Annotated in this window: 20 protein-coding genes and 1 tRNA gene; 10 read left to right on the top strand and 11 right to left on the bottom strand. The window is 68.4% G+C overall.

Annotated features, from left to right (window positions below):
* Positions 1-98: 98 nt before the first annotated feature.
* Positions 99-1,952 (bottom strand): acyl-CoA dehydrogenase, encoded by a 1,854-nt coding sequence (locus tag ACIA03_RS02875; RefSeq protein WP_396979043.1) that lies wholly within the window; start codon positions 1,950-1,952, stop codon positions 99-101.
* A gap of 224 nt (positions 1,953-2,176) precedes the next feature.
* Between ACIA03_RS02875 and ACIA03_RS02870 the strand changes: the two genes are divergently transcribed.
* Complete coding sequence (locus tag ACIA03_RS02870) at positions 2,177-2,632, top strand: nuclear transport factor 2 family protein (RefSeq protein WP_396979041.1); 456 nt, start codon at positions 2,177-2,179, stop codon at positions 2,630-2,632.
* 98 nt (positions 2,633-2,730) lie between these two features.
* Here ACIA03_RS02870 and ACIA03_RS02865 read toward each other — a convergent pair whose 3' ends face one another.
* The 5 genes from ACIA03_RS02865 to ACIA03_RS02845 all read right to left on the bottom strand — a co-directional run bounded on the left by ACIA03_RS02865 (position 2,731) and on the right by ACIA03_RS02845 (position 6,357).
* On the bottom strand, positions 2,731-3,363 hold the full coding sequence (locus tag ACIA03_RS02865) for a DUF2461 domain-containing protein (protein ID WP_396979039.1): 633 nt from the start codon (positions 3,361-3,363) through the stop codon (positions 2,731-2,733).
* A 25-nt stretch (positions 3,364-3,388) separates the two neighbouring features.
* Positions 3,389-3,859, bottom strand: coding sequence for a hypothetical protein (locus tag ACIA03_RS02860; protein ID WP_396979038.1), 471 nt, complete (start codon positions 3,857-3,859; stop codon positions 3,389-3,391).
* Between the two features lie 46 nt (positions 3,860-3,905).
* Positions 3,906-5,282 (bottom strand): adenylosuccinate lyase family protein, encoded by a 1,377-nt coding sequence (locus ACIA03_RS02855; protein WP_396979036.1) that lies wholly within the window; start codon positions 5,280-5,282, stop codon positions 3,906-3,908.
* 158 nt (positions 5,283-5,440) lie between these two features.
* A tRNA-Gly gene (locus tag ACIA03_RS02850) sits at positions 5,441-5,516 on the bottom strand.
* Positions 5,517-5,565: 49 nt separating this feature from the next.
* Positions 5,566-6,357 carry an SGNH/GDSL hydrolase family protein gene (locus ACIA03_RS02845; RefSeq protein ID WP_396979034.1) on the bottom strand — a complete coding sequence of 264 codons (792 nt, stop codon included), beginning with the start codon at positions 6,355-6,357 and terminating at the stop codon, positions 5,566-5,568.
* A 139-nt stretch (positions 6,358-6,496) separates the two neighbouring features.
* Here ACIA03_RS02845 and dcd point away from each other — a divergent pair, with 139 nt between their 5' ends.
* From dcd to ACIA03_RS02800, 9 genes are all read left to right on the top strand, one after another.
* The gene (gene dcd, locus ACIA03_RS02840) at positions 6,497-7,072 is read left to right on the top strand and encodes a dCTP deaminase (RefSeq protein WP_141794788.1); all 576 of its coding nucleotides are present in this window, start codon (positions 6,497-6,499) and stop codon (positions 7,070-7,072) included.
* Positions 7,073-7,102: 30 nt separating this feature from the next.
* Positions 7,103-7,705 (top strand): DNA-3-methyladenine glycosylase I, encoded by a 603-nt coding sequence (locus ACIA03_RS02835; protein WP_396979032.1) that lies wholly within the window; start codon positions 7,103-7,105, stop codon positions 7,703-7,705.
* 116 nt (positions 7,706-7,821) lie between these two features.
* Positions 7,822-8,880 carry an iron-siderophore ABC transporter substrate-binding protein gene (locus tag ACIA03_RS02830; RefSeq protein WP_396979030.1) on the top strand — a complete coding sequence of 353 codons (1,059 nt, stop codon included), beginning with the start codon at positions 7,822-7,824 and terminating at the stop codon, positions 8,878-8,880.
* A gap of 8 nt (positions 8,881-8,888) precedes the next feature.
* Positions 8,889-9,917 carry a FecCD family ABC transporter permease gene (locus tag ACIA03_RS02825; RefSeq protein WP_396979028.1) on the top strand — a complete coding sequence of 343 codons (1,029 nt, stop codon included), beginning with the start codon at positions 8,889-8,891 and terminating at the stop codon, positions 9,915-9,917.
* Complete coding sequence (locus ACIA03_RS02820) at positions 9,914-10,951, top strand: FecCD family ABC transporter permease (protein ID WP_396979027.1); 1,038 nt, start codon at positions 9,914-9,916, stop codon at positions 10,949-10,951. Before ACIA03_RS02825 ends, ACIA03_RS02820 begins: the two co-directional genes overlap by 4 nt.
* 16 nt (positions 10,952-10,967) lie before the next feature.
* A complete protein-coding gene (locus ACIA03_RS02815) occupies positions 10,968-11,783 on the top strand; it encodes an ABC transporter ATP-binding protein (protein WP_396979025.1) in 816 nt (271 codons plus the stop codon).
* 1 nt (position 11,784) lies between these two features.
* A complete protein-coding gene (locus tag ACIA03_RS02810; protein ID WP_396979023.1) occupies positions 11,785-12,684 on the top strand; it encodes a siderophore-interacting protein in 900 nt (299 codons plus the stop codon).
* Positions 12,685-12,767: 83 nt separating this feature from the next.
* On the top strand, positions 12,768-14,498 hold the full coding sequence (locus ACIA03_RS02805) for a sodium:solute symporter family protein (protein ID WP_396979880.1): 1,731 nt from the start codon (positions 12,768-12,770) through the stop codon (positions 14,496-14,498).
* A gap of 10 nt (positions 14,499-14,508) precedes the next feature.
* Positions 14,509-14,787, top strand: a complete 279-nt coding sequence (locus tag ACIA03_RS02800) for a hypothetical protein (RefSeq protein ID WP_396979021.1) — start codon at positions 14,509-14,511, stop codon at positions 14,785-14,787.
* A 9-nt stretch (positions 14,788-14,796) separates the two neighbouring features.
* Here ACIA03_RS02800 and ACIA03_RS02795 read toward each other — a convergent pair whose 3' ends face one another.
* From ACIA03_RS02795 to ACIA03_RS02775, 5 genes are all read right to left on the bottom strand, one after another.
* Positions 14,797-15,558 (bottom strand): DUF4097 family beta strand repeat-containing protein, encoded by a 762-nt coding sequence (locus ACIA03_RS02795; RefSeq protein WP_396979019.1) that lies wholly within the window; start codon positions 15,556-15,558, stop codon positions 14,797-14,799.
* An 80-nt stretch (positions 15,559-15,638) separates the two neighbouring features.
* Complete coding sequence (locus ACIA03_RS02790) at positions 15,639-16,220, bottom strand: toxin-antitoxin system HicB family antitoxin (protein WP_396979017.1); 582 nt, start codon at positions 16,218-16,220, stop codon at positions 15,639-15,641.
* A gap of 171 nt (positions 16,221-16,391) precedes the next feature.
* Positions 16,392-19,829, bottom strand: a complete 3,438-nt coding sequence (locus ACIA03_RS02785; RefSeq protein WP_396979015.1) for a (Fe-S)-binding protein — start codon at positions 19,827-19,829, stop codon at positions 16,392-16,394.
* Positions 19,830-20,012: 183 nt separating this feature from the next.
* Positions 20,013-21,296: a choice-of-anchor P family protein gene (locus ACIA03_RS02780; protein WP_396979013.1), complete on the bottom strand. Its 1,284-nt coding sequence runs from the start codon at positions 21,294-21,296 to the stop codon at positions 20,013-20,015.
* A 260-nt stretch (positions 21,297-21,556) separates the two neighbouring features.
* Positions 21,557-22,666: a hypothetical protein gene (locus tag ACIA03_RS02775; RefSeq protein WP_396979011.1), complete on the bottom strand. Its 1,110-nt coding sequence runs from the start codon at positions 22,664-22,666 to the stop codon at positions 21,557-21,559.
* Positions 22,667-22,768 lie beyond the last annotated feature (102 nt).

Below are 22,768 nucleotides of genomic sequence, written 5' to 3'. Positions count from 1 at the left end.
CGACCCGCGGTCGCGGCTTCGCAAGCTCAGCCGCGCGCTCGCTCGATCTCCTCGCGTTGTGGCCCTGCTCGTTCCTCGCAGAGTCACAGGCTCGGAAGTCAGAAAGCAGACTCGGGCAGATCCATGATCGAGTTGTCGATCGCCTCGGCGATGGCCCGCTCGGCGGTCAGCTTCGGCAGGTTGTAGGAGGCGAAGAACTTCGCGGCGGCGACCTTGCCGGTGTAGAAGTCCGTGTCCTTGCCGGCGTCACCCGCGAGGGCGGCGAGGGCGACCTCGGCCTGGCGCAGCAGCAGCCACGCGACCACGACGTCGCCGACGGCGAGCAGCAGGCGCGAGGTGTTCTGGGCGACCTTGTAGATGTTGGTGATCTCCTCCTGGGAGGCCATCAGGTCGTTGAACATGTGCCCGACGATCGCGTTGACGTCCTCGAGCGCGGTCGCGAGCAGGGCGCGCGACTCCTTGAGCTCCGCGGAGCCCTCGTTGTCGAGGAAGGCCTGGATCTCGCCGGCGATCTGGCCGAGCGCGGCGCCCTGGTTCTTCACGATCTTGCGGAAGAAGAAGTCCTGGCCCTGGATCGCGGTGGTGCCCTCGTAGATCGAGTCGATCTTGGCGTCGCGGACGTACTGCTCGATCGGGTACTCCTGCAGGAAGCCCGACCCGCCGAAGGTCTGCAGCGACTCGGTGCCGAGCAGCACCCAGGCGCGCTCGGAGCCGTAGCCCTTGACGATCGGCAGCAGCAGGTCGTTGACCGCCGCGGCCAGCTTGTTGTCGTCGGAGCCGTCCTCGGTGAGGACGACCTTCTCCTGCCACGAGGTCGTGTAGTAGACCAGCGCGCGCATGCCCTCGGCGAACGACTTCTGCACCAGCAGCGAACGGCGTACGTCGGGGTGGTGGGTGATCGTGACGCGCGGGTCCGTCTTGCCGGCCTTGGTCAGGTCGGCGCCCTGGACGCGGGTCTTGGCATACTCCAGCGCGTTCAGGTAGCCGGTCGACAGGGTCGCGATGGCCTTGGTGCCGACCATCATCCGAGCGTTCTCGATGACGTCGAACATCTGGCGGATGCCGTCGTGGACCTCGCCGAGCAGCCAGCCCTTGGCGGGCTCGCCGCCGCCGACCTGCGGGTCGCCGAAGGTGAGCTCGCAGGTGTTGGACACCTTGATGCCCATCTTGTGCTCGACGTTGGTGACGTACGCACCGTTGCGCTCGCCGGTGAGCTCACCGGTCTCGTGGTCGAAGTGGTACTTCGGCACGAGGAAGAGGGAGAGGCCCTTGGTGCCCGGGCCGCCGATGCCCTCGACGCCCTTCGGGCGGGCGAGGACGAGGTGCATGATGTTCTCCTGCAGGTCCGACTCGGCGCTGGTGATGAAGCGCTTGACGCCGGTGATGTTCCAGGAGCCGTCCTCGTTGGGCGTGGCGAAGGTCTTGCCAGCGCCGACGTCGGAGCCCGCGTCGGGCTCGGTCAGCACCATCGTGGAGCCCCACAGGCGCTCGACCATGATCTTGGCGATCTGCTTGTCGCGGTCGTTGCCGTTCTCGTAGACGACCTTCGAGAAGAACGGGCCGGCGGCGTACATCCAGATCGCCGGGTTGGCCCCGAGCAGCATCTCGGCGGTCGCCCACACGAGCGAGTTCGGGGCCACCTGGCCGCCGATCTCCTCGGGAGTGTGCAGGCTCCAGAAGCCCGACTCCATCCACGCGTCGTAGGACTTCTTGAACGCGGCCGGGACCGGCGCGGTGTTGGTCTTGGGGTCGAAGACCGGCGGGTTGCGGTCGGCCTCGACGAACGACTCGGCGAGATCCTCGCGCGAGAGACGCTCGACCTCGGCAAGGATCTCCTTCGCGGTGTCGACGTCCAGGTCCGCGAAGGGACCGGTGCCGAGAACCTTGTCGGTGCCGAAGACCTCGAACAGGTTGAACTCGATGTCGCGGAGATTGCTCTTGTAGTGGCTCACTGATCCACCTTCATAACCTTTGTCGGATTTACCAGTTGCGGGAGCGCCGGTCGGCACGCACTACTGGCGGGTAACATTAAGAATAGGCTCGCCTTCAAGGGGTGGCAAGCCCGGGGCTACTCGCAGGTAGGGGTCTTCGTCACAGCGGGACGCCAGAGGCCCTGGGTGGACAGGAATCGGCGGCCAGATAGAACACGTTTCAGTTTCGGCGTACGATCGCCTGCATGATCTCCTCCTCCGCCGCCATCACCTGGAACGCCCCCGACGACGAACACCCCGCGCGTACGGCCGGACAGCGTTCCTATGCCGCGGTCGCCAAGGGTGACCTCGACGAGTGGCTGACGATCTATGCCGAGGACTGCGTGCTCGAGGACCCCGTCGGGCCGTCGATGTTCGACCCCGAGGGCAAGGGCCACCACGGCCACGAGGGGCTCAAGGCGTTCTGGGAGAAGGCGATCGCCTCGGTCCACAGGTTCGAGTTCGAGATCAACGACTCCTTCGCCAACCCCGCCGGCAACACCTGCGCCAACATCGGCCGCATCAAGACCTCGTTCCCGGACGGCAGCCACACGACGACCGACCTGATCATGGTCTACACGGTCAACGACGAAGGCCGGATCAAGTCGATGAAGGCCTTCTGGGAGCCGGACCGCACCATGGCGAGCTTCACCTCCGCCTGATGCCGGATAGTCCGAGACGTTCTGGCCCGTCTACCGACTGGTAATGGGCGGAAACGTCTCGGACTATGTCTCGGACTATGACGAGCGGTCCGTGATGCTCACGCCACCGCGTGCTCGGCGATCCACTCCACCAGGGGACGTACGGCTCGCCAGTCCTTCTTCACCTCGCCGACGAGGTCGGCGGTGTGGATGACCGGCTCGAAGCCGATGGTGCGGCCGAGGTGGATGGACTTGTGGCGGAGGAGCTCGATCTTGGGGTGGTCCTTGTCGATTCCGCGGGGCGCGGTCTTGAGGCGGTCGCCGGTGACCTCGAAGCCCTTCTTCTCCGCGACGGCGAGGCGTTTCTCCAGGTCAGCGCCGTAGTGGTCGTGGACGATGGCGTCGCGGAACGCGGCCAGGCGGGGCGGCTCGAACCAGTAGCAGCCGCCGCCGGTGCGGATGCCGCGGGGCGAGAGCTCGACGTAGTAGCCGGTCTGCGGGGCCACGGCCACGAAGGCTCCCTGGTGGGTCTTGTAGGGGAGCTTGTCCTTCGAGAAACGTACGTCGCGGTAGGGCCGGAAGATCTTGGCGCTGCCGAACTCCTCGGCGAGCTCGTCGGTGAGCGCCTTCATCGGCGCGTGCACCGACTCCTTGTAGATGTGCTTGTGGGCTTCCCAGAACGACTTGGTGTTGTCGACCTCGAGATCGTCGTAGAAGTCGAGTGCCGCAACGGGAAAGCCTTCGAAAGTCACCCGGTAAGTCTAGGGGCCGCTGTCTTCAGTCGTGGCGGACCATCCAGGCACCCGTGGAGTCGTCGAGCACAACCCGCACGGTCGGGTCGGCGCGGCCGTCTGCGGCAAACGTGCACAGCGAGCTGGAGCAGTAATGACGCAAGAGATGCACGCCTTCCGGCGTCCGAACCTCCAGATGCAGCGAGTAGATCGTGCTTTCGTCGGTGTGGTCGTCGTAGCCGACCACCATGGCCGTCTGCGTGGTTCCCTCGTGGAGGAGTCGCTGAGCGACGTCTGCGCGAGCTGGCGCATCCCACATGTTCAAGGCGAGCCCGGCCATGACGAGTGCTCCGGGGACGATGAGGAGCATCCACAGCCATCCCCATGGACTGGTCTCCAGAGCAGTCAGGACACCCAGAGGGATCAGTGCGAGTGCCGTCGCTCCGGTGGGTACGGCGAGAATCCGCTGCAGTCGGCCGCCTCGGCCGGTCTCCCACTCGACTTCATGAAGGTTCACCAACCGGCCCCATCCGTGACTTCATCTCTGCGACCTCCGCCTCGGGTCAGACGGCGGGAATCTGGATGGTATCCGCCACCCGGCGTGCGTGCTCGGCCATCGAGCGGGCGATGTTGGCCGACTCGCCGAGGTGGCGGCAGGGGTCGAGGAGATCGGCGATCTCTTCGCGGCTGAAGTGGGCCGAGACTTCGGGGGAGGCGGCGAGGAGCGAGGCGAAGTCGATGTCGTCGACCGCGGAACGCTGGGCCAGCTCGAAGACGACGTCGTGGGCGACCTGCCGGCCGATGCGCTCACCGAGCTCGAGCATCAGCGACTCGGAGCCGATCAACCCGCCGGAAAGCCGCAGGTTGGCGCGCATCCGGTCCTCGTCGAAGGTCAGGCCCGTGAAGATGACCACGAGCCGGGCCAGGACGTCGCCGGCGAGCTGGGACGCCTGGGCGACCGCGTCCTCGAGGATGCCGGTCATGGCCCCGTTGGCCTCGTGGTCGTGGAGCATCGACTCCATCGCCGGGGCGACGAGCCCGCGCAGCTGGGTGGCCGCGGTGATCACGTCCAGCGTCAGCTGCGGGTTGCGCTTGTGGGGCATCGTCGAGGAGCCGATGGTGCCCTCCGGGATCGGCTCGAAGGCCTCGCCGAACTCGGGCTGCATCATCGAGTAGACGTCCTTGCCGATCTTGCCGGCGGTGCCGCCGAGGAGACCGAGGATCGAGACCCACTCGACCATGCCGTCGTTGATCGCGCGCGAGGGGACCGGCATCGAGCCCATGTCGAGCCGGGAGGCGGTCTCGGTCTCGATGGCGCGGGCGTGGGATCCGAAGGAGGCCATGGTGCCCGCGGCCCCACCCATCAGCAGACGGAAGACGCGGTCCTCGACCGAGCGGAGCCGGTCGACGTGGGCGGCGATCTCGTCGATCCAGATCGCGACCTTGAAGCCGAAGGTGATCGGGACGGCGTGCTGGGAGTGCGTACGCCCCGGCATCGGCACCTCGGCGCCGGCCTCGGCGACCTTGGACAGCGAGCGGAGCAGGTCGCCGAGGAGGTCGAGGATCTTGTCGTGCGCCTCGCGCATCAGGATCAGGTCGGCGGTCTGGGTGATGTTCTGCGTCGTGGCACCCCAGTGGACCCAGCCGCCGTGCTTGGCGCCGACGACCCGGCAGAGCTCCTCGACCAGCGGCGTCAGCGGGTGGCTGTGCTCGGCGGTTGCCTTCTCGATGCGGTCCAGGTCGAGCTTGTCCAGGTCGGCGGCCTCGGCGATCGCCTCGCCGGCCTCCGCGGGGATCACCTTCACGGCCGCCTCGGCCTCGGCGAGCGCCGCCTCCACGTCGAGTCGCGCCTGCAGGCGTGCCTCGTAGGTGAAGAGGTCTCCGATGCCGTGGTCGGGGACTCGTCCGTCGGTGAATCGGTTGCTCGAGCCCGCGGGCATGGCGAGTGATCCTTTACGTGTCGTTCACACAATGACTGGAAAACAGAAACCCAATCTTAATTCACGCAAAGCGCAAACACCCGTGATCGTGTGCTGCATCACTTGGATCGTGCAAGTGAACTGAAACAGGCCGTGCCACACGGCACGACCTGGATCTGTGGAGCGGACGACGAGGCTCGAACTCGCGACATCAACCTTGGGAAGGTTGCGCTCTACCAACTGAGCTACGTCCGCAGGTGCGACCAGGATGTTACCCCACACACCTGGCCAGGTGTGAACCGGCTCAGGAAAGTCGTGTCATCCGGGGATAGCGAGCCGACAGCGCGTCGCCGGCGGGGCCGCGGAGCATGCGGCGTACGGCCCACGGGAGCGCCCGGGCGGCCAGCCGCCGGACCTCGCGGATCGGGCCGGCCAAGCCGTTCGGGCCCGGCTCCTCGATGACGACCAGCGGCTTCGGCGTGGGCAGGTGGTGACGTACACCCAGGGTGTCGAGGACCTTGATCGCCATCAGCTGGTGGCCAGGGGCTCCCAGGAAGCCGTGGCCGTCCCAGTAGCCGGCGTCGTCGTACTCCGTCATCCGCCAGAAGTCGACCAGCGTCGCCCCGCGCCGCTGCGCGATCTCGCGGACGGCCTCGTTGTAGACGGCGAAGCGCCCGCGCAGCAGTCGCCCGACGGTGGACGCCCGCGCGCCGTAGGCGGTGAAGACCAGCACCTTCGCGCCGGTCTCGACCAGCTCGCCGATCGCGGTCTCGTAGGTCGCGAGCAGGGCGTCGATGTCGACGTGCGGCCACATCAGGTCGACGGACCCGCCGTAGATCGTCACCACGTCCGGCTCGAGCGCGATCGCCGCCGGCACCTGCTCCTTGACGATCCGGTCGATCCCGCGGCCGCGGACGGCCAGGTTGGCGTAGCCGAACTCAGGGGTCCGTTCGGCCATCACCTCGGCGACCCGATCGGCCCAGCCACGTACGCCGTTCGGGCGGCGCGCGTCGGTGTCGCCGACGCCCTCGGTGAAAGAGTCGCCCAGCGCGACGTACCGGCGATAGCCGCCGGGGATCAGCGCATCCAGTGCCATGGGTCGATTCAACCGGGTTTGCCCCGGGACGTACGACTCTGGCGGGGAATCTGTGACGGATGAGGTAGGGGTGATTCCAGGGACGCCATCAGGGCGGCGCGGGAGCGGTAGTGGCGCCCGACTGGGTTAGGTTTTCCTCGTGCTGCTGAGCGACAAGGACATCCTGACAGAGATCCACGACGGGCGGATCGTCATCGACCCCTGGGACGAGTCGATGTTGCAGCCGTCGTCCGTCGACGTACGTCTGGACCGGTTCTTCCGGGTCTTCGACAACCACAAGTACGCCACGATCGACCCGGCCGTGGACCAGTCCGAGCTCACCCGGCAGATCGAGACCGAGGGCGACGAGCCGTTCATCCTGCACCCGGGGGAGTTCGTGCTCGGGTCGACCTACGAGACCGTCAGCCTGCCCGACGACATCGCCGCGCGCGTCGAGGGGAAGTCGTCGCTGGGGCGCCTCGGGCTGCTGACCCACGCCACCGCCGGCTTCGTCGACCCGGGCTTCTCGGGTCACGTGACGCTCGAGCTGGCCAACGTCGCGACCCTGCCGATCAAGCTCTACCCGGGCATGAAGATCGGCCAGTACTGCTTCTTCAGGCTCACCTCGCCCGCGCAGAACCCCTACGGCAGCGAGAAGTACGGGAGCCGTTACCAGGGTCAGCGCGGCCCGACCGCCTCGCGCAGCTTCCAGAGCTTCCATCGCACCAAGATCTGAGTGTCGGTGGTCGCGGCTAGGGTCGGGTGGATGAGTGAAGCACCATTCCTGGCCCCCGACGGCCAGACGCGTTGCGCGTGGGCCGGGGGAGCGCCGGAGTTCCTGAGCTACCACGACACCGAGTGGGGATTCCCGGCCGGCGGTGACGTGCGGCTCTTCGAGAAGATCTGCCTGGAGGGATTCCAGAGCGGGCTGTCGTGGCGCACGATCCTCAACAAGCGGCCCGCGTTCCGCGAGGTCTTCGAGGGTTTCGACTTCCACAGGGTGGCCGAGTTCGACGAGGGCGACGTCGAGCGGCTCCTGCAGGACGCCAGGATCATCCGTCACCGCGGCAAGATCGAGGCGGCGATCAACAACGCCCGCCGCGCGGTCGAGCTCGTCGAGGAACGCGGGTCGCTGGCTGCGTACGTCTGGGGTTTCGAGCCCGAGCCGCTGGCGATGCCGGAGGTGGTGGCGACGTCGCCCGCCTCGGTCAGCCTCTCCAAGGACCTCAAGAAGCGAGGCTGGAAGTTCGTCGGGCCGACAACGATGTACGCGTTCATGCAGTCGATGGGGGTCGTCAACGACCACTCGCTCGACTGCGTGATCCGGGAGAAGGTCGAGGCTGAGCGGGCGGCGTTCGTCCGACCGTGACCGGTCTGGGCCCGGTCTCGGACACTGTGCAATTCCCGGGCCGATGCCCCAAGCGCGCCGGAGTGTGTTTAGGCTGTCCTAACTAAGCATTGCCTAACCCCATGAGGTGTTCCCCCGTGATCCGTCGATCCGTACTCATCGCCGCGAGCCTCGTGCTCGCTGCCACCGGCCTGGCTGCGTGCAGCACGGGCGCGACCGACTCCGCGGACAACCCCGCGGACTCTGCCTCGAAGGCCGACGCGGGCGCGTTCCCCGTCACCATCGAGCACGCCTACGGCAGCACCGAGATCACCGAAGAGCCGACCAAGGTGGCCACCATCGGCTGGTCGGACCACGACGTGGCGCTGTCCCTGGGCGTCGTCCCGGTCGCTGCCCAGGCGATCACCTGGGGCGGCAACGAGCAGCAGTCGACCGACTGGTTCGACGCCGAGCTGAAGGAGATCGGTGGCGAGCAGCCGGTGCGCTACAACGCCGACACCAGCATCCCGTTCACCGAGATCAGCAAGGCTGCGCCTGACCTGATCCTGGCCACCAACTCGGGCATCACCGAGGCCGACTACAAGAAGCTCAGCGAGATCGCCCCGACCGTCGCCTTCCCGGGTGACCCGTGGCTGACCTCCTGGCAGGACTCGCTCGAGATGATCGGCAAGGCCACCGGCCGGGTCACCGCGGCCAAGGAGGTCGAGAAGGAGACCGAGGACGCGATCGCGCAGGCTCAGAAGGACTACCCGCAGATCGTCGGTGCCAGCTATCTGGTGACCGGTGTCTACGACAACTCCAAGCTGGGCACCATCGGCCTGTACGGTTCCGGCGACTCGCGTCCGCAGATGCTCACCCAGCTCGGCATGAAGAACGCCCCGATCGCGGACAAGCTCGTCCCGGCCGGCCAGTTCTACACCGACGTCTCCGCGGAGAAGGCTCCCGAGCTGGAGTCGGAGGTGCTGATCAACCTCGGCTACACCGCGGGCAGCTTCGAGGCCCTGCAGAAGGACAAGCTGCTCAGCCAGATCCCGGCGATCAAGAGCGGCCACTACCTCGACGTGACCGACCAGCCGCTGTCCCTGACCTTCTCCGCCGCGAGCCCGCTCTCGATCCCGTACTTCATCGACGAGCTCGTTCCCTCGATCGCCGAGGCGGTCGACGGCGGGAAGGTCAACGTCACCGCCGCTGAGTGAAGCCCGCGTTGACCACCCCCACACCTCTCGCCCCGGTCGACCCGGCAGTACCTGCCGCGGTCGCCCGGGGCCGGAGGCTGCCCGGGATCGGGCTGATCCTCGGCCTGCTGCTCATCGCGGCGGTCGCCTCGATCCTGCTCGGTGCCGAGTGGGTCTCGCCCGCCGCGCTCTTCGACGACGGCAGCTTCGGGCACGCGATCCTGGAGAACCGGATCGCCCGCACCGCCATCGCCTTCGCAGTCGGCGGCGCGCTCGCGCTCGGCGGTGCCTGTCTGCAAGGACTGACCCGCAACCCGCTGGCGGACCCCGGGCTCCTCGGCCTCAACGCCGGTGCGGCCTTCGCGGTCGTCGTGGCCCTGGTGTACGTCGGTGCCACCGGCCTCGACTCGCTGCTGTGGGCCGCCTTCATCGGCGCCGCTCTGGCCGCGATCCTCGTGCACGGCATCGCGGCGATCGGCCGCGACGGCGCCACCCCCGCCAAGCTGGTGCTGGCCGGCGCGGCGCTGACCGCGGCGCTGACCAGCTGGACCAGCGGCATCCTGCTGATGGACCACAAGGGGCTGGAGGTCTTCCGGCAGTGGCAGGTCGGCACCATCGGCAGCGACTGGGGTGACCTCGCGGTCTGTGCGCCGTTCCTCGCCGTGGGTGCCGTGATGGCGCTGCTGGGTGCTCGGGTCCTGGACGCGCTCGCGCTCGGCGACGACCTCGCCAAGGGCCTCGGCCGCCGCACCGGACTGGACCGGGTGGTCGTCGGTGTCGCGGTGGTGCTGCTGAGCGGCACCGCGACGGCCCTGGTCGGCCCGGTCGCGTTCGTCGGCCTGGTCGTCCCGCACGCCGTACGCGCCCTGGTCGGTCCCAGCTACACCCTGGTGCTGCCGCTCTCGATCGCTGCCGGGGCCGCGCTCACCGCGATCGCCGACGCGCTGGGCCGGGTCGTGCTTCCTCCCGCCGAGGTGCAGGTCGGCATCATGACGGCCGTGGTCGGCGTACCGGCGTTCATCTGGTTCCTTCGACGCGGACGGATGGCCGGCCTGTGAGCACGACAACTGCCGAACCCACTCGCCCCGTCGACGTCGTACGCAGGGCCCGGCGGGCGCCGCGACGGCACCATGCCATGGTGGTCGCTGCCCTCGCGGTGGTGCTCCTCGGAGCCTTCGTCGCCCGGGTGCTGCTCGGCAACTTCATCATCACCGTCCCCGACTTCTTCCGGATCCTCGGTGGCGCCGAGATCCCCGGTGCCACGTTCCTCCTGATGTCGGAGAAGCTTCCGCGAGCGATCCTCGGGGTGCTGGTCGGGATCGCGTTCGGCAGCGCCGGCGCGGTCTTCCAGAGCACCCTGCGCAACCCGCTGGCCAGCCCCGACATCGTCGGCGTCTCGCTCGGGGCCAGCGCGTCCGCGGTCTTCGCGATCGTCGTGCTCGACCTGCAGGGACTGGCGCTGAGCATCGCCGCGATCGTGGGCGCGATCGCGATCTCGGTCGCGGTCCGGCTCGTCGCCGGCTCCGACGGCAGCTACCGGCTGGTCCTCGTCGGGGTCACGGCCGCGGCCGCGATGACCGCGGTCGTCCACTACCTCTTCACCCGCGCCAACGAGTTCGACGCGCTGCTCGTGCTGCGCTGGCTCACCGGTGCGCTCAACGGCGTCACCTGGCCCACCATCTGGATCCTGCTGGGCTTCCTCGTCGTGCTCGTCCCGGCGCTGATCTGGACCGCTCGCTCTGCCCAGATCCTCCAGCTCGGCCCCGACGTGGCCAGCGGCCTCGGCGTCAGCCGGCGGCGTACGGACCTGCTGCTCCTGCTCGCCGTCCTGCTCACCGCGCTCGGGGTCGCGGCGGCCGGGCCGGTCGCCTTCGTCGCGTTCGTGGCCGGACCGATCTCGCGAGCGCTCAACGGCGGGCGTACGACCCTGGTCGGTGCCGCGCTTGTCGGCGCCATCGTGATGGTGGCGGGCGACTACGTCGCCGACTATGCGATCCCAGGCGTCTCCTTCCCGGTGGGCGTCGTCACCGGTGCGTTCGGGGCGCCGTTCCTGTTGTGGTTGCTCGCCGCGGGGCGGGCCGGAAGGCGATGACATGAAAGAGGCCCAGATGAGACTCGCTGCGGAGAGTGTGAGCCTCGGCTACGGAGGGAACCCGGTCGTCGACGAGGTCTCCCTGGAGATCCCCGACGGCCTGACCACCGTGATCGTCGGCGCCAACGGCTGCGGGAAGTCGACCCTGCTGCGTGGGATGGCGCGGCTGCTCCGCCCCATCTCGGGACAGGTCGTCCTCGACGGCAAGGCGGTCCACAAGCAGCCCACCCGGGCGGTGGCCAAGACGCTCGGACTGATGCCGCAGTCGCCGATCGCGCCCGAGGGGATCACCGTCGTCGACCTGGTCGGCCGTGGACGCCAGCCCCACCGCGGCGCACTGCAGCGCTGGTCCCCCGAGGATGACGCGGCCGTCGCGGAGGCGCTCGAGCTGACCGACACGCTCGACCTCGCCGACCGGATCGTCGACGAGCTCTCCGGTGGCCAGCGGCAGCGGGTCTGGGTGGCGATGGCCCTCGCCCAGCAGACCGATCTGCTGCTCCTCGACGAGCCGACCACGTTCCTCGACGTCGCCCACCAGATCGACCTCCTCGATCTGCTCCATGGTCTCCGCGAGACCCGTGGGACCACCGTCGTGATGGTGCTCCACGACCTCAACCTGGCCGCCCGCTACGCCGACCACCTGATCGCGATGAGCAGCGGCAAGGTCGCCGCGACCGGCAAGCCTGCCGAGGTGGTCACCGCCGACCTCGTCGAGCAGGTCTTCGGCCTGGAGGCGCAGGTCATCTCGGATCCTGTCTCGGGCACCCCGCTGGTCGTCCCCATCGGGCGTCACCACCGGCCCGCCGCCCACCCCCACGCACAAGGAGCCTGACATGCCCGTCCTCGCCCGCGTCTCGGTGCGCTCCGTGGAGCGTCTCTCCCCGTCCTTCGTCCGCATCGAGCTGGTCGGCGACGACCTGGCCGACTTCGGCAACGACGGCCCGACGCTCGACCAGCGGATCAAGCTCCTCTTCCCGGCCGCCCCGGGCGTGCTGCCTGAGCTCTCGGCCGAGGACTGGTACGCCGAGTGGCTCGCCCTCCCCGATGGTGAGCGCCCGCGGATGCGCACCTACACGATCCGCTCGATCGAGGGGGATGGCATCGAGAAGCGTCTGTACGTCGACTTCGTGCTGCATCCCGGAGCGCACGGTCCCGGCTCCGACTGGGCCGGCGCGGCCCAGCCCGGCGACGAGATCATGGTTGCCGGGCCCAAGCTCGGCGAGGCGTACGGAGGGATCGAGTGGCTCCCCGGTGACGCCAGCCGGCTGCTCCTGGTCGGTGACGAGACCGCCGTCCCGGCGATCGTGTCGATCATCGAGTCCCTGCCGGCGGATGCCACCGGATCGGCTTTCCTGGAGGTGCCGGTCGCTGGTGACGTACAGGAGATGGCTGCGCCTGAGGGGATGCAGGTCAGCTGGCTGCCGCGCGAGGGCGCGCCTGTGGGTGGGCCGGCCCTGGCCGCTGTCGGCGGGCTGCTCGGCTTCGAGGCGACCGAGGACGTGACCTCCGTCGAGGTCGAGGACCCGGACCTGTGGGAGACCCCCGACTACTCGTCCTCCGGCGAGGACGTCAACGGCACCGCGAACGGTGAGGACGGGCGCTACGCCTGGATCGCCGGAGAGTCCCGGATGGTCACCGCGCTGCGTCGCCACCTGGTCAACGAGCTCGAGATGCCGCGCAAGCAGGTCGCCTTCATGGGCTACTGGCGAGAAGGCGTGTCGATGAAGGGGTGACCCAGCGCATTTTCGAGGTGTACGCGTGGTTAAGTTTGGTGCGCCCAATCAAATAGAAGGGTCTCGGAATGCAAGCAAGCATCCTGGCCGCGGACACCCTGATCCAGGCCAACGCGGTCGACTATCTCCTGATCGCCATCTACTTCGCGTTCGTCCTCGGGATCGGCTTCCTGGCCAGCCGCGGCATGTCGAACTCGGTGGACTTCTTCCTCTCCGGTAGGTCGCTGCCCGCTTGGGTCACCGGTCTGGCCTTCATCTCAGCGAACCTCGGCGCGGTCGAGATCATGGGTATGTCGGCAACCGGCGCACAGCTCGGGCTCCCCACCGTCCATTACTTCTGGATCGGTGCGATCCCGGCGATGTTGTTCCTGGGCGTCGTGATGATGCCCTTCTACTACGGCTCGAAGGTGCGCTCGGTCCCCGAGTTCATGAAGCGCCGTTTCGGCACCGGTGCCCACCTGGTCAACGCGCTCTCGTTCGCGATCGCCCAGCTGCTCATCGCCGGTATCAACCTCTACCTGCTCGGCTCCATCGTGCACGCGCTGCTCGGCTGGCCGCTGTGGGTGGCGCTGATCGTGGCCGCGCTGATCGTGCTGTCCTACATCACCCTCGGTGGCCTGAAGGCCGCGATCTACAACGAGGTGCTGCAGTTCTTCGTGATCGTCGCCGCCCTGCTGCCGCTGACGCTCCTGGGTCTCCACCGGGTGGGCGGCTGGGACGGCCTGACCTCGAAGATCGAGAAGGCCGCGGCCGCCAACCCCGACACCATCGCGCCCGCCGCCGACCAGCTCAACTCCTGGCCCGGTGCCGCGCTGACCGGGTTCAACTCCGACTTCCTCTCGGTGGTCGGCATCGTCTTCGGTCTCGGTTTCGTGCTCTCCTTCGGCTACTGGACGACCAACTTCGTCGAGGTCCAGCGAGCCATGGCCGCGGACTCGATCTCGGCGGCTCGGAAGACGCCGATCATCGGCGCCTTCCCGAAGATGTTCGTCCCGTTCATCACCATCTTCCCCGGCATGATCGCGGCGGTCCTGGTCACCGAGATCGCGCGTACGAAGGCGGGGGAGGCGGTCGCCGGCGGTGCCTCGGGTGAGGGCGTGACCTACAACGACTCGCTGCTCTACCTGATGGCGGAGGTGCTTCCCAACGGTTTGCTCGGCCTGGCGATCACCGGTCTGCTGGCCGCGTTCATGGCCGGTATGGCGGCCAACGTCTCCGCGTTCAACACGGTGGTGTCCTTCGACATCATCCAGGAGTACATCATCAAGGACCGCCCCGACGACTTCTACGTGAAGCTCGGTCGTTGGGCGACCGTCGCGGCGACCGCGATCGCGATCTTCACCGCGGTCCTGGCGTCCAACTTCTCCAACATCATGGACTACCTGCAGACCCTGTTCGGGTTCTTCAACGCGCCGCTGTTCGCGACGTTCATCCTGGGTATGTTCTGGAAGCGGATGACCGCGACCGCAGGCTGGGCGGGTCTCGTCTCCGGCACCCTGGCAGCGGTGCTCGTCGGCATCCTCGCCGACGGCACGCTCGGTGGCCTCTCCGTCGGCGTTCTGCCGCTGTCCGGTCAGGGTGCGTCGTTCGTGGCCGCCGGTGCCGCCTTCGTCGTCGACATCGCCGTCAGCGTGATCGTCTCGCTGGTGACCGCCCCGAAGCCGGAAGGTTCCCTGAAGGGTCTGGTCTACTCCGAGACGCCAAAGGAGGACCTGGTCGATGCCCAGGACGCCGGGCGCCCGTGGTTTGAGCGCCCGGTGCCTCTGGCAGGTGTCGCGCTGGTCCTGGTCATCATCTTGAACGTGATCTTCTAAGGAGGCTGAGATGTCCACTGAAATCCCCAAGGACGGCGGCGGCTTCCTCGGCACGCTGCTGTCGCTCTTCGACATCCGCAACGTGATCGGGGCCTTGCTCTCCGTCTACGGCATCATCCTGCTGCTGATGGGCCTGTTCGGCGACCCCGAGGTCGACAAGACCGGCGGGCCCAACGCCAACCTCTGGGCGGGCATCATCCTGCTCGTCATCGGGGCCGTCTTCATCGCCTGGGGTCTGCTGCGGCCGGTCGTGCCGGACGCCGCTCCTGGCTCCGGCGAGGAGAAGTAGCCCTTCGGCTCAGAGCCCGACGAGCGTGACGTCGCCACTGACGGTGGTGCTACGGAGCTCGACATAGGGCTCACCCGCGGCCGGTGCGCCAGCGCTCTCGACAGTGCTGGTGCACCGGCCGCTCACCGTGTTGACGTCGGTCCACACCGGGGTGCCGTTCGGGATCCCGATGCGTACGTCGGAGGACGCCCCCTTCACCGAGATCCGGCCGGCGCTGACCGAGTGGATCGCGAAGTCGCCGGAGCCGGTCGAGTGGCTCACGTCGCCCTCGACCTCGTCGATCTCCACGCTGCCGGAGCCGGTCTTGGTGTTCAGGTCGTGGACCGTACCGATACGGATGTCACCGGAGCCGGACTTGATCGAGGCGCGCCCGTCGAGGACGTCGGCCTCGACGTCCCCCGAGCCGGACTCGACCTGAAACTCCTCGGTGACCCGGTCGATCCGTACGTCGCCCGACCCGGTCTGCAGCCAGGCGGCCCGGAGGACGCCCTGGGTGGCGATGTCGGCTGTTCCGGTGCGGGCCCGGAGCTGGCTGCGGGACGGGACCGTCACGCTGATCTCGTAGCGTCTCGAGCGGCTGAACGGGCCCTTGTGGGGGTCGATGATGTTGATCGTGTCGCCGCGCTGCTCGACGACGAGACTCTCGGTGTCGTCGCCGTCGATCTCGACGACCGTCTCGTCGGTCTCGGTCGCCTGGACCTCGAGGTTGCCCTTGCCGAACTCGACGAGCAGCTTGGCGGGGGCGGTGGACATGAAGGTGTACGTGCTCATGGTGCGGCTCCTGAGGGTGTGGTGATCTACCGGACCGGCCGGGCGGCCGTCCGTTGTGGTGTGTCTGCGATGGGTCTAGGTCAGAGCCAGCCGGTCATCCGGCGGTCGGACCGGCCGCGGTTGTTGCCGCGGAAGGGGTCGAGGCTGCTCATCGCCTCGCTGACGATGTGAGGGATGGCGGAGAGGTCGACGTCGACATTGACCGCGTTTTCGCGGGTCGCCGCGCGCACCGCACCGACGAGCCAGGTGTTGAGCGACTGGCCGGCGTCGGCTGCCGCCTCCTCGGCCTTCGCCTTGAGCGACTCCGGGATGCGGAGGGTCACCCGGGCGAGGGTGTCGTCGCCCTCCGGCTCCGGCGGCGCTGGAGGGGCCGGAGGAGCGGGCGGCGTCGGTGGTGTCGGGGGAAGCGGCTCGGCGAGCTCCGGAAGCGTGACCCCGAACTCCAGGTCGCGCCCCCGCAGGCGTACGTCCACGTTGCCTGCCGGGAGCTCGGCGGTGATCTCGGCGGCCGCCTGGCTCACCGCCTCCATCACCGCCAGCCGAGCGGCCGGATCGAGCGCAAAGGTGAGTCGCTCCGCGGTCTCCCGCGCCTCCGGCCCCGCTGCCTCGGCCGCGGCCAGCAGATCCCGTCGCAGGCTGTCGATGTACGGCGTGATGTCCATACGCACCACTATGACATCACGATGACGTCATAGCAACCCCGATCTGACAGCACGTGATGTCAGACCTCGTGTCGAGGCGTCAGCTAGGTCGGCCGAAACGTCACGCGCGCCGGTCGAGTGGGCACGGTGGTGCCCACTCGACCGACGCGCGTGACGCCTCGGCGGTTGGGGTCAGAGGTCGAAGAGCGACCCTGCCTCGTGGATGTCGACGTCCGTACGCGGCGCGTGAGCCTCTCCGCTCGCGGCCGGTGCCGGCTTCGGCTCCGATGCGGGGGCGGCGGCCTCTTCGACGACGGCCTCCGGCTCGGGCTCGGGCTCGGCCGGTGTCTCGACCTCGACGACCGTCTCCTCGACAGGCGCCGCTTCGGGCGTGGGCTCCGCGGCGGCCTCGGCCACCGGAGCGGCCTCGGCGGGAGCAGCAGCCGGTGCGGCGGGTGCCGCGGCGGCGACCGTGCCTTCCGGCGCCTCGATGTCGAAGAGCGAGCCGAGGCTGTCGAAGTCGACGTCGGTCTTCGGCTCCGAGGTCACTCCCGACCCGGCGACCGGGGTAGCAGGTGCGACCGGGGCTGCCGTTGCGGGCTCGGCCGGAGCAGCGGCCTCGACCGGCGCAGCGGCCTCGGGGGCCTTCGCCGGAGCCGGAGCCGACTCGGGCTCGCTGGCCGGGATGTCGAAGAGCGAGCCACCCGCGTTGAGGTCGATGCTCGGCTCCTCGGCAGCCGGTGCCTCGGGCTCGGCGGCAGGCGCGGCAGCGGGCGCGGCCTTCGCCTCGGGCGCCGGGACGGCCTCCTCAGCAGGTGCGGCCGGGATGTCGAAGAGCGAACCGCCCCCACCCAGGTCGACAGCAGGCTCCTCGGCCGGCGCAGCCTTGGCCTCGGGTGCGGCAGCGGGCTCCGCCTCCTGAGCAGGTACGTCGAAGAGCGACCCACCAGCCCCGAGATCCGCAGCAGGCTTCTCAGCCGGCTTCTCGGCGGGCTTGTCGGCGGGCACGTCGAACAGCGAGCCACCGGCAGTCGGGGCCTCCTCGGCTGGTGCCTCCGCAGGCGTGTCGAAGAGCGACCCGCCACCGTCGAAGAGCGAACCACCGGAGGCCGGCTTCTCCGGCTCCGTGGCCGGAGCCGGGGTGTCGAAGAGCGACCCGCCACCGGACGTACCGCCCGACGCCGGCTCGGCCGGAGCGGGGGTGTCGAAGAGCGAGGACGCGTCGGCCGGAGCCTTCGGGGTCTCGGTGGTCTCCGTGGTCTCGGCGGGGGAGTCGAACAGCGACGAGCCCGCAGCCGCGGTGGCGGCACCGGCAGCCGGAGCGGTCTCCTCGACAGCCGGGGCAGCCTTGGCGGCGGCACCGACCTTCGCGCCCTCACCCGGGGCCAGCTTGGTGGCCTGCTCGCCCTTCACGGACGCGAGCAGCATCTGCGCGACGTCGAGGACCTCGACCTCTTCGCGTGCGGAGCCGTTGGCCTGGGCCTTGGTCAGGCCGTCGGAGAGCATGACGCGGCAGAACGGGCAGCCGACGGCGATCTGGTCGGCGCCGGTGGCGACGGCCTCGTCGGTGCGGTTCTCGTTGATCCGCGACCCGATCTTCTCCTCCATCCACATCCGGGCACCACCAGCACCACAGCAGAAGGAGCGCTCGGAGTTGCGGGGCATCTCCTTGTATTCGGCCCCCGGCATGATCTGCAGCAGCTCGCGCGGCGGCTCGTAGACGCCGTTGTGGCGACCGATGTAGCACGGGTCGTGGTAGGTGATCGAGCGCTTGTGGGCGCCGGCACCGTCGGTGACCGGGGTCAGCTTGCCCTCGCGTACGAGACGGTTGAGCAGCTGGGTGTGGTGGACGACCTCGAGCTCGATGCCGAACTCCTTGTACTCGTTCTTCAACGTGTTGAAGCAGTGAGCACAGGTGGTGACGGCCTTCTTGACCTTGAACTCCTTGAACGTCTCGACGTTCTGCTGGGCCAGGCCCTGGAAGACGAACTCGTTGCCGGCGCGGCGGGCGGAGTCACCGGTGCAGGTCTCGCCGTTGCCGAGTACGCCGAAGGAGACCCCGGCCATGTCGAGCAGCTCGGCCACGGCGCGGGTGGTCTTCTTGGCGCGGTCCTCGTAGGCGCCGGCGCAGCCGACCCAGAACAGCCAGTCGACCTCTTCGAGGGACTCGATGTCCTTGCCGACCTCCTTGACGTCGAAGGGCAGGTCCTTGGCCCAGTCCATGCGCGCGTTGGCGTTCATGTTCCAGGGGTTGCCCTTGCCCTCGAGGCCCTTGAAGAGACCGTTGAGCTCGGAGGGGAAGTTGGACTCGACGAGCACCTGGTAGCGGCGCATGTCCATGATGTGGTCGACGTGCTCGATGTCGACGGGGCACTGCTGGACGCAGGCACCGCACGAGGTGCAGGACCAGAGCACGTCCTCGTCGATGACGAAGCCGCCGTCCTCGGGGTTGTAGAACCAGTCGAGGACCTCGGCGTTGCTCCCGGCACCCTCCGGGGCGCCGTCGGCCTTGCCGATGAGGGGCTTCTCCTTGAGGTCGCCGTCGGCGGCTGCGGCGTAGGCGTGCTCGCGCAGGCCCATCATCAGCAGCTTCGGCGAGAGCGGCTTCTCGGTGTTCCAGGCGGGGCACTGCGACTGGCAGCGACCACACTCGGTGCAGGTGGTGAAGTCGAGGATGCCCTTCCAGGAGAAGTCCTGGATCGAGCCGACACCGAGGATGGCGTCCTCGGGGATGCGGTCCTCCTCGACGTCCTCGAGGGTGACCGGCTTGCCGTCGATGAGCATCGGCTTGATCGCGCCGAGCGCGGTGCCGAGCGGGCGGGCGCCGTCAACGGCAGACGTACGCGACCCTGGCTCGCGCTTGAACCAGATGTTGAACCAGGCGGTGAAGCGGTGCCAGGCGACACCCATCGTCAGGTTGGACGAGATCACCATGAGCCAGATCAGCGCGGAGAGGATCTTGAAGGCCGCGATGATGTAGATGATGTTCTCCAGCGACCCGATCGCGTCGTGACCGGTGGGGTAGAGAGCACCGAAGAACTGCGACAGCGGGAAGTGGAAGCCGGTGGCGTGCTCGGCGTGCTCGCCACCGTGGGCCAGGGCCAGGTTGTACTCCGCGCCGCGGATGAACAGGATCGCGATCGACTCCAGCAGCACCATCGCCTCGACGAAGAATGCCTGCCACATCACCGAGCCGTAGAACCGCGTCCCGCGGCCCAGCTTCTTCGGCTGGTGCAGCAGGCGGTAGATGATCAGCGGGATGATGCCCAGCGCGCCGAGCAGGCCGAGACCCTCGGCCACCCACTCGTAGAGGAAGAACTTCCCGATGAAGGGAATCGTCCAGTCGGCGGAGAAGAGCTGGAAGTACGCCGAGCCGACCGCGGTCGAGAGCACGATGAACGCCGAGAAGGCGAACCAGTGCAGGATGCCGACCCAGGTCCACTGCAACATCCGCGTGTGGAGGACGGTCTCTTTCAGCATCGTCAGGGTGCGGGCCAGCGGCTGGTCGACACGGCTGATCGGCGTACCGATCTTGATGACCGCGAGCATCGACCTGACGGCCTTGGTCGTCAGGTAGGCGGCGGCCACCGTTGTCGCGAGGCACACGACGATGGTGATGATCTGCAACATGCCTAGGCGCTCCTCATCAGGGGGCAGGACTGCCGGAATGGACCGAGCCTAATGCTTGTGAGTCGGTCCGGTTATGTAAGGGTAGGCTGATACTACCCGCGAGTAACTTCATCATGAAGAAACGGCCCACGACCTGGTCAGGTCATGGGCCGTTTCTTAGGACAGCCTCAGTGGATCAAGGCCTCACGCGTTCGAGTTCACCTTGAACTTGGCGTGACCGATGTTGACAACGGTCTTGGTGCCCTCGGTCGCGTCGAGGAGGGTCAGCCGCAGGGCGACGACCTCGATCAGGTTCTTGCTGCGCTCGACGACGACGTTGGTCTCGATCTTGGCCAGGCCGGGGATGTCGACGCGGGAGAGCGCCGAACCGAGCTGGGCGAGGGAGACCTTCTGGTCGTTGACGTAGATGTCGCCGAACTTGGTGCCGGTGGTGGACGTCGAGGCGCCCTCGCCCTTGACGAACTTGGCGTTCGCCTGGGCGCGGAGGCCCTCGATACGGATCGCGCCGTCGCCGATGTTGACGCTGGCGACCTCACCGAAGGTGTAGCCCTCGGCGGTGGTCTTGGTCTGGTTCGAACGCTGACCGCTCGTCAGACCCTTGACGTCCACGACGTCGCCCGCGTTGCCCAGCGGCACACCGGCGATGGACTTGGTCTTCACCTTGCCCTTGGTGCCGGCGCAGGAAGCGTTCGTCAGCGGGTTCTTGCCGACCAGGGCGGCACCGCCGACAGTGGAGGCGTCGATCGAGTCGGCGAAACCGCGGAACGTCGCGGAGTAGGCCTGGCCGTTGATCTCCGCGCGGGAGCGACCGATGGTGACCTCGGAGTCGCTGCCGTGGAGCTTGATCCAGATGCCGTTGGCGTAGGCCTCGGCGCCGTCGGCGTTGGTCTTCTCGACGGTGTTGCCGATGCCGATGGTGGCGATGCCCGGGATGACGAGCGGCTTGTCGCGGCCCGGGATCGGGAGGTCGACCTTCTGGCCGGGGCCAGCCGGGTCGAGGACGATGTGAGCGATCTTGGCCTTCGAGTCGGCCTTGTAGCCCTTGCCGTCCCACCAGGCCTGGGAGATCGAGCTGAGACCCTCGACGGTGACCGTGCCCAGCGGGCTCTTGTCGAGGACGACGTCGGCGATCTTGTGCTCCGAGATGGACTTGACCGTCTCGCCGGACTTCACGGTGCGCTGCTTGGTGGAGGTCGCGCCGATCGTGCCGACACCCGGCACCTTGGCGCCGGCGGTGTTGTTGTCGACGTCGTAGCCAGCCTTACGGGTGCACCCGATGGTCTGGTATCCGAGGTCGCCCGAGTTGGCCGGGATGCTTCCACCCGTCACGCGGGTGCCGAAGCCGCTCGCGAACATCCCGAAGGAGGTGTTCGTCAGCGCGGCCTGTGAGGGCGCCGGCACAACCAGAACTGCGCCGACGACGGCGGCAGCGGCTGAGGACAGCGCGAGCGTACGAATGCTTCGCATTGTTGGTTGGACTCCGATTCTGCGGTGGGGATCCCCCAAGATCCCCGCAACGGGGCCGTGCCACCTGCCAGATCCGGGGGAACCTGGCGCACTCCCGAGTTAAGGGGTGGCACATCGAGCAAACGAGAGAAAACCTCGGAAGTTATCGGGACGGAGGTCCTATTTCTGGATGGCCCGTCCTGGCCACCGCATACCCACCCGGACGTACGCAAACGGGCCGTGACCTCGGAGGAGGTCACGGCCCGTTTCGGGTCCTGCGATCACGGCGTCAGGTCGAGCTTGATTCCGGTGAGACCGTCGATGACGCCGGTCACCGTGTCGAGCACCGGTGCCACCACGTTCTCGCCGAGCGACGGCTCGGCCGGCGCGGGGTTCGGTTCGGGCTCGGGGTCCGGCTGGGGCTCCGGGGCGGGCTCCGGGGCGGGCTCGGGTGCCGGCTCGGGAGCGGGCTCGGGGTCCTTGTCCGACAAGGGGTCCCCGCTCTGCGGGCCGGAGACCGATCCGCTGGAGGCGTGGGCGCCACCGTAGCTCTCGGCGCTGGAGGGCGCGTCGTAGGCGCCGTTGGAGTGCTTGCCGCCGGAGGTGGTGCGGGCGGCCCCAGGGGCGAAGGGAGATGTCTTCTCCGGCGCGATCACGCCGGGGGCGTCGATGACCGTCTGGGTGTCGGTGTCGACCACGGGCACGGCGTCATACCCGCCGGCGCGCGCCTCGACCTGCTGGGTCTCGATGTCCGGGTCGACGTTGGCCTGGGCGAAGGCACCGATGCCGGCCGAGGCGATCGCCATCGCCGCGAGCGGCAGCAGCACGGCCTTCTTGTTGCGGGCGCGGCTCTTCGGGATCCGGTGTTCCTCGACCACGGCGTTCCGGGTCGGCACCTGCGCGGCGGCGTACGGCGGCATCGCCGGGTTGGCGAACATCACCGGTCCGGCGGGGTGGTACTGCTGCGCCGTGTAGGGGCTCGGCTGGTAGGCGTACTGCTGGTAGGCGTACTGCGGCAGCCGGGTGTGCGGCGGCATCGGGCGCTGGTAGCTGGGCCGCGGCGGTTGTGGCGGCCGCTGCGGCTGGGAGCGGCCGGGAGCGGGGTGGAGCGGGACGAGCGCGGTGCCGGGCTGCGGCTGCGGCTGCGGCTGCGGCTGCGGAGCGTGCGGCGTGTGACTCGGTCGCACTCGCTCGGCGGCGGGGTTCGTCTTGGGATTGGTGAACCACGACTCGTCTGCCGGCGACAACCCCTCGAGAGCGCGGCGGGCGATCTCGAGGGGTTCGGGCGCGGTGTCGTTCGTGGGGAGCATCGGTGTTGCGGGGTGTCGAGCCGGCGTGGGCGGGACGTTCGAGTGGTCCCCCGTCGCGGGCCGACGATTCGCTTCAGTCATCTGACGCTGTCTCCTGAGCGCGTAGCGAGTGTCGGTTGTGTCGCGCAGCACGTAACGGAACCAGAATCTCGACTGCTTGTCACCTTCTTCTCGGAAAAAAGT

This window comes from Nocardioides sp. NPDC051685 (assembly GCF_044453405.1).
Lineage (GTDB): Bacteria > Actinomycetota > Actinomycetes > Propionibacteriales > Nocardioidaceae > Nocardioides.
Note: the sequence above shows the minus strand (reverse complement) of the source record. Positions and strands in the feature narration are given on the sequence as shown.

Coding starts and splice junctions, on each gene's coding strand:
- ACIA03_RS02785 (WP_396979015.1), bottom strand. CDS start 19,829: ATGTTGCAGATCATCACCATCGTCGTGTGCCTCGCGACAACGGTGGCC.
- ACIA03_RS02810 (WP_396979023.1), top strand. CDS start 11,785: ATGCCCGTCCTCGCCCGCGTCTCGGTGCGCTCCGTGGAGCGTCTCTCC.
- ACIA03_RS02845 (WP_396979034.1), bottom strand. CDS start 6,357: ATGGCACTGGATGCGCTGATCCCCGGCGGCTATCGCCGGTACGTCGCG.
- ACIA03_RS02790 (WP_396979017.1), bottom strand. CDS start 16,220: ATGGACATCACGCCGTACATCGACAGCCTGCGACGGGATCTGCTGGCC.
- ACIA03_RS02815 (WP_396979025.1), top strand. CDS start 10,968: ATGAGACTCGCTGCGGAGAGTGTGAGCCTCGGCTACGGAGGGAACCCG.
- ACIA03_RS02795 (WP_396979019.1), bottom strand. CDS start 15,558: ATGAGCACGTACACCTTCATGTCCACCGCCCCCGCCAAGCTGCTCGTC.
- ACIA03_RS02870 (WP_396979041.1), top strand. CDS start 2,177: ATGATCTCCTCCTCCGCCGCCATCACCTGGAACGCCCCCGACGACGAA.
- ACIA03_RS02780 (WP_396979013.1), bottom strand. CDS start 21,296: ATGCGAAGCATTCGTACGCTCGCGCTGTCCTCAGCCGCTGCCGCCGTC.
- ACIA03_RS02775 (WP_396979011.1), bottom strand. CDS start 22,666: ATGACTGAAGCGAATCGTCGGCCCGCGACGGGGGACCACTCGAACGTC.
- ACIA03_RS02800 (WP_396979021.1), top strand. CDS start 14,509: ATGTCCACTGAAATCCCCAAGGACGGCGGCGGCTTCCTCGGCACGCTG.
- ACIA03_RS02835 (WP_396979032.1), top strand. CDS start 7,103: ATGAGTGAAGCACCATTCCTGGCCCCCGACGGCCAGACGCGTTGCGCG.
- ACIA03_RS02855 (WP_396979036.1), bottom strand. CDS start 5,282: ATGCCCGCGGGCTCGAGCAACCGATTCACCGACGGACGAGTCCCCGAC.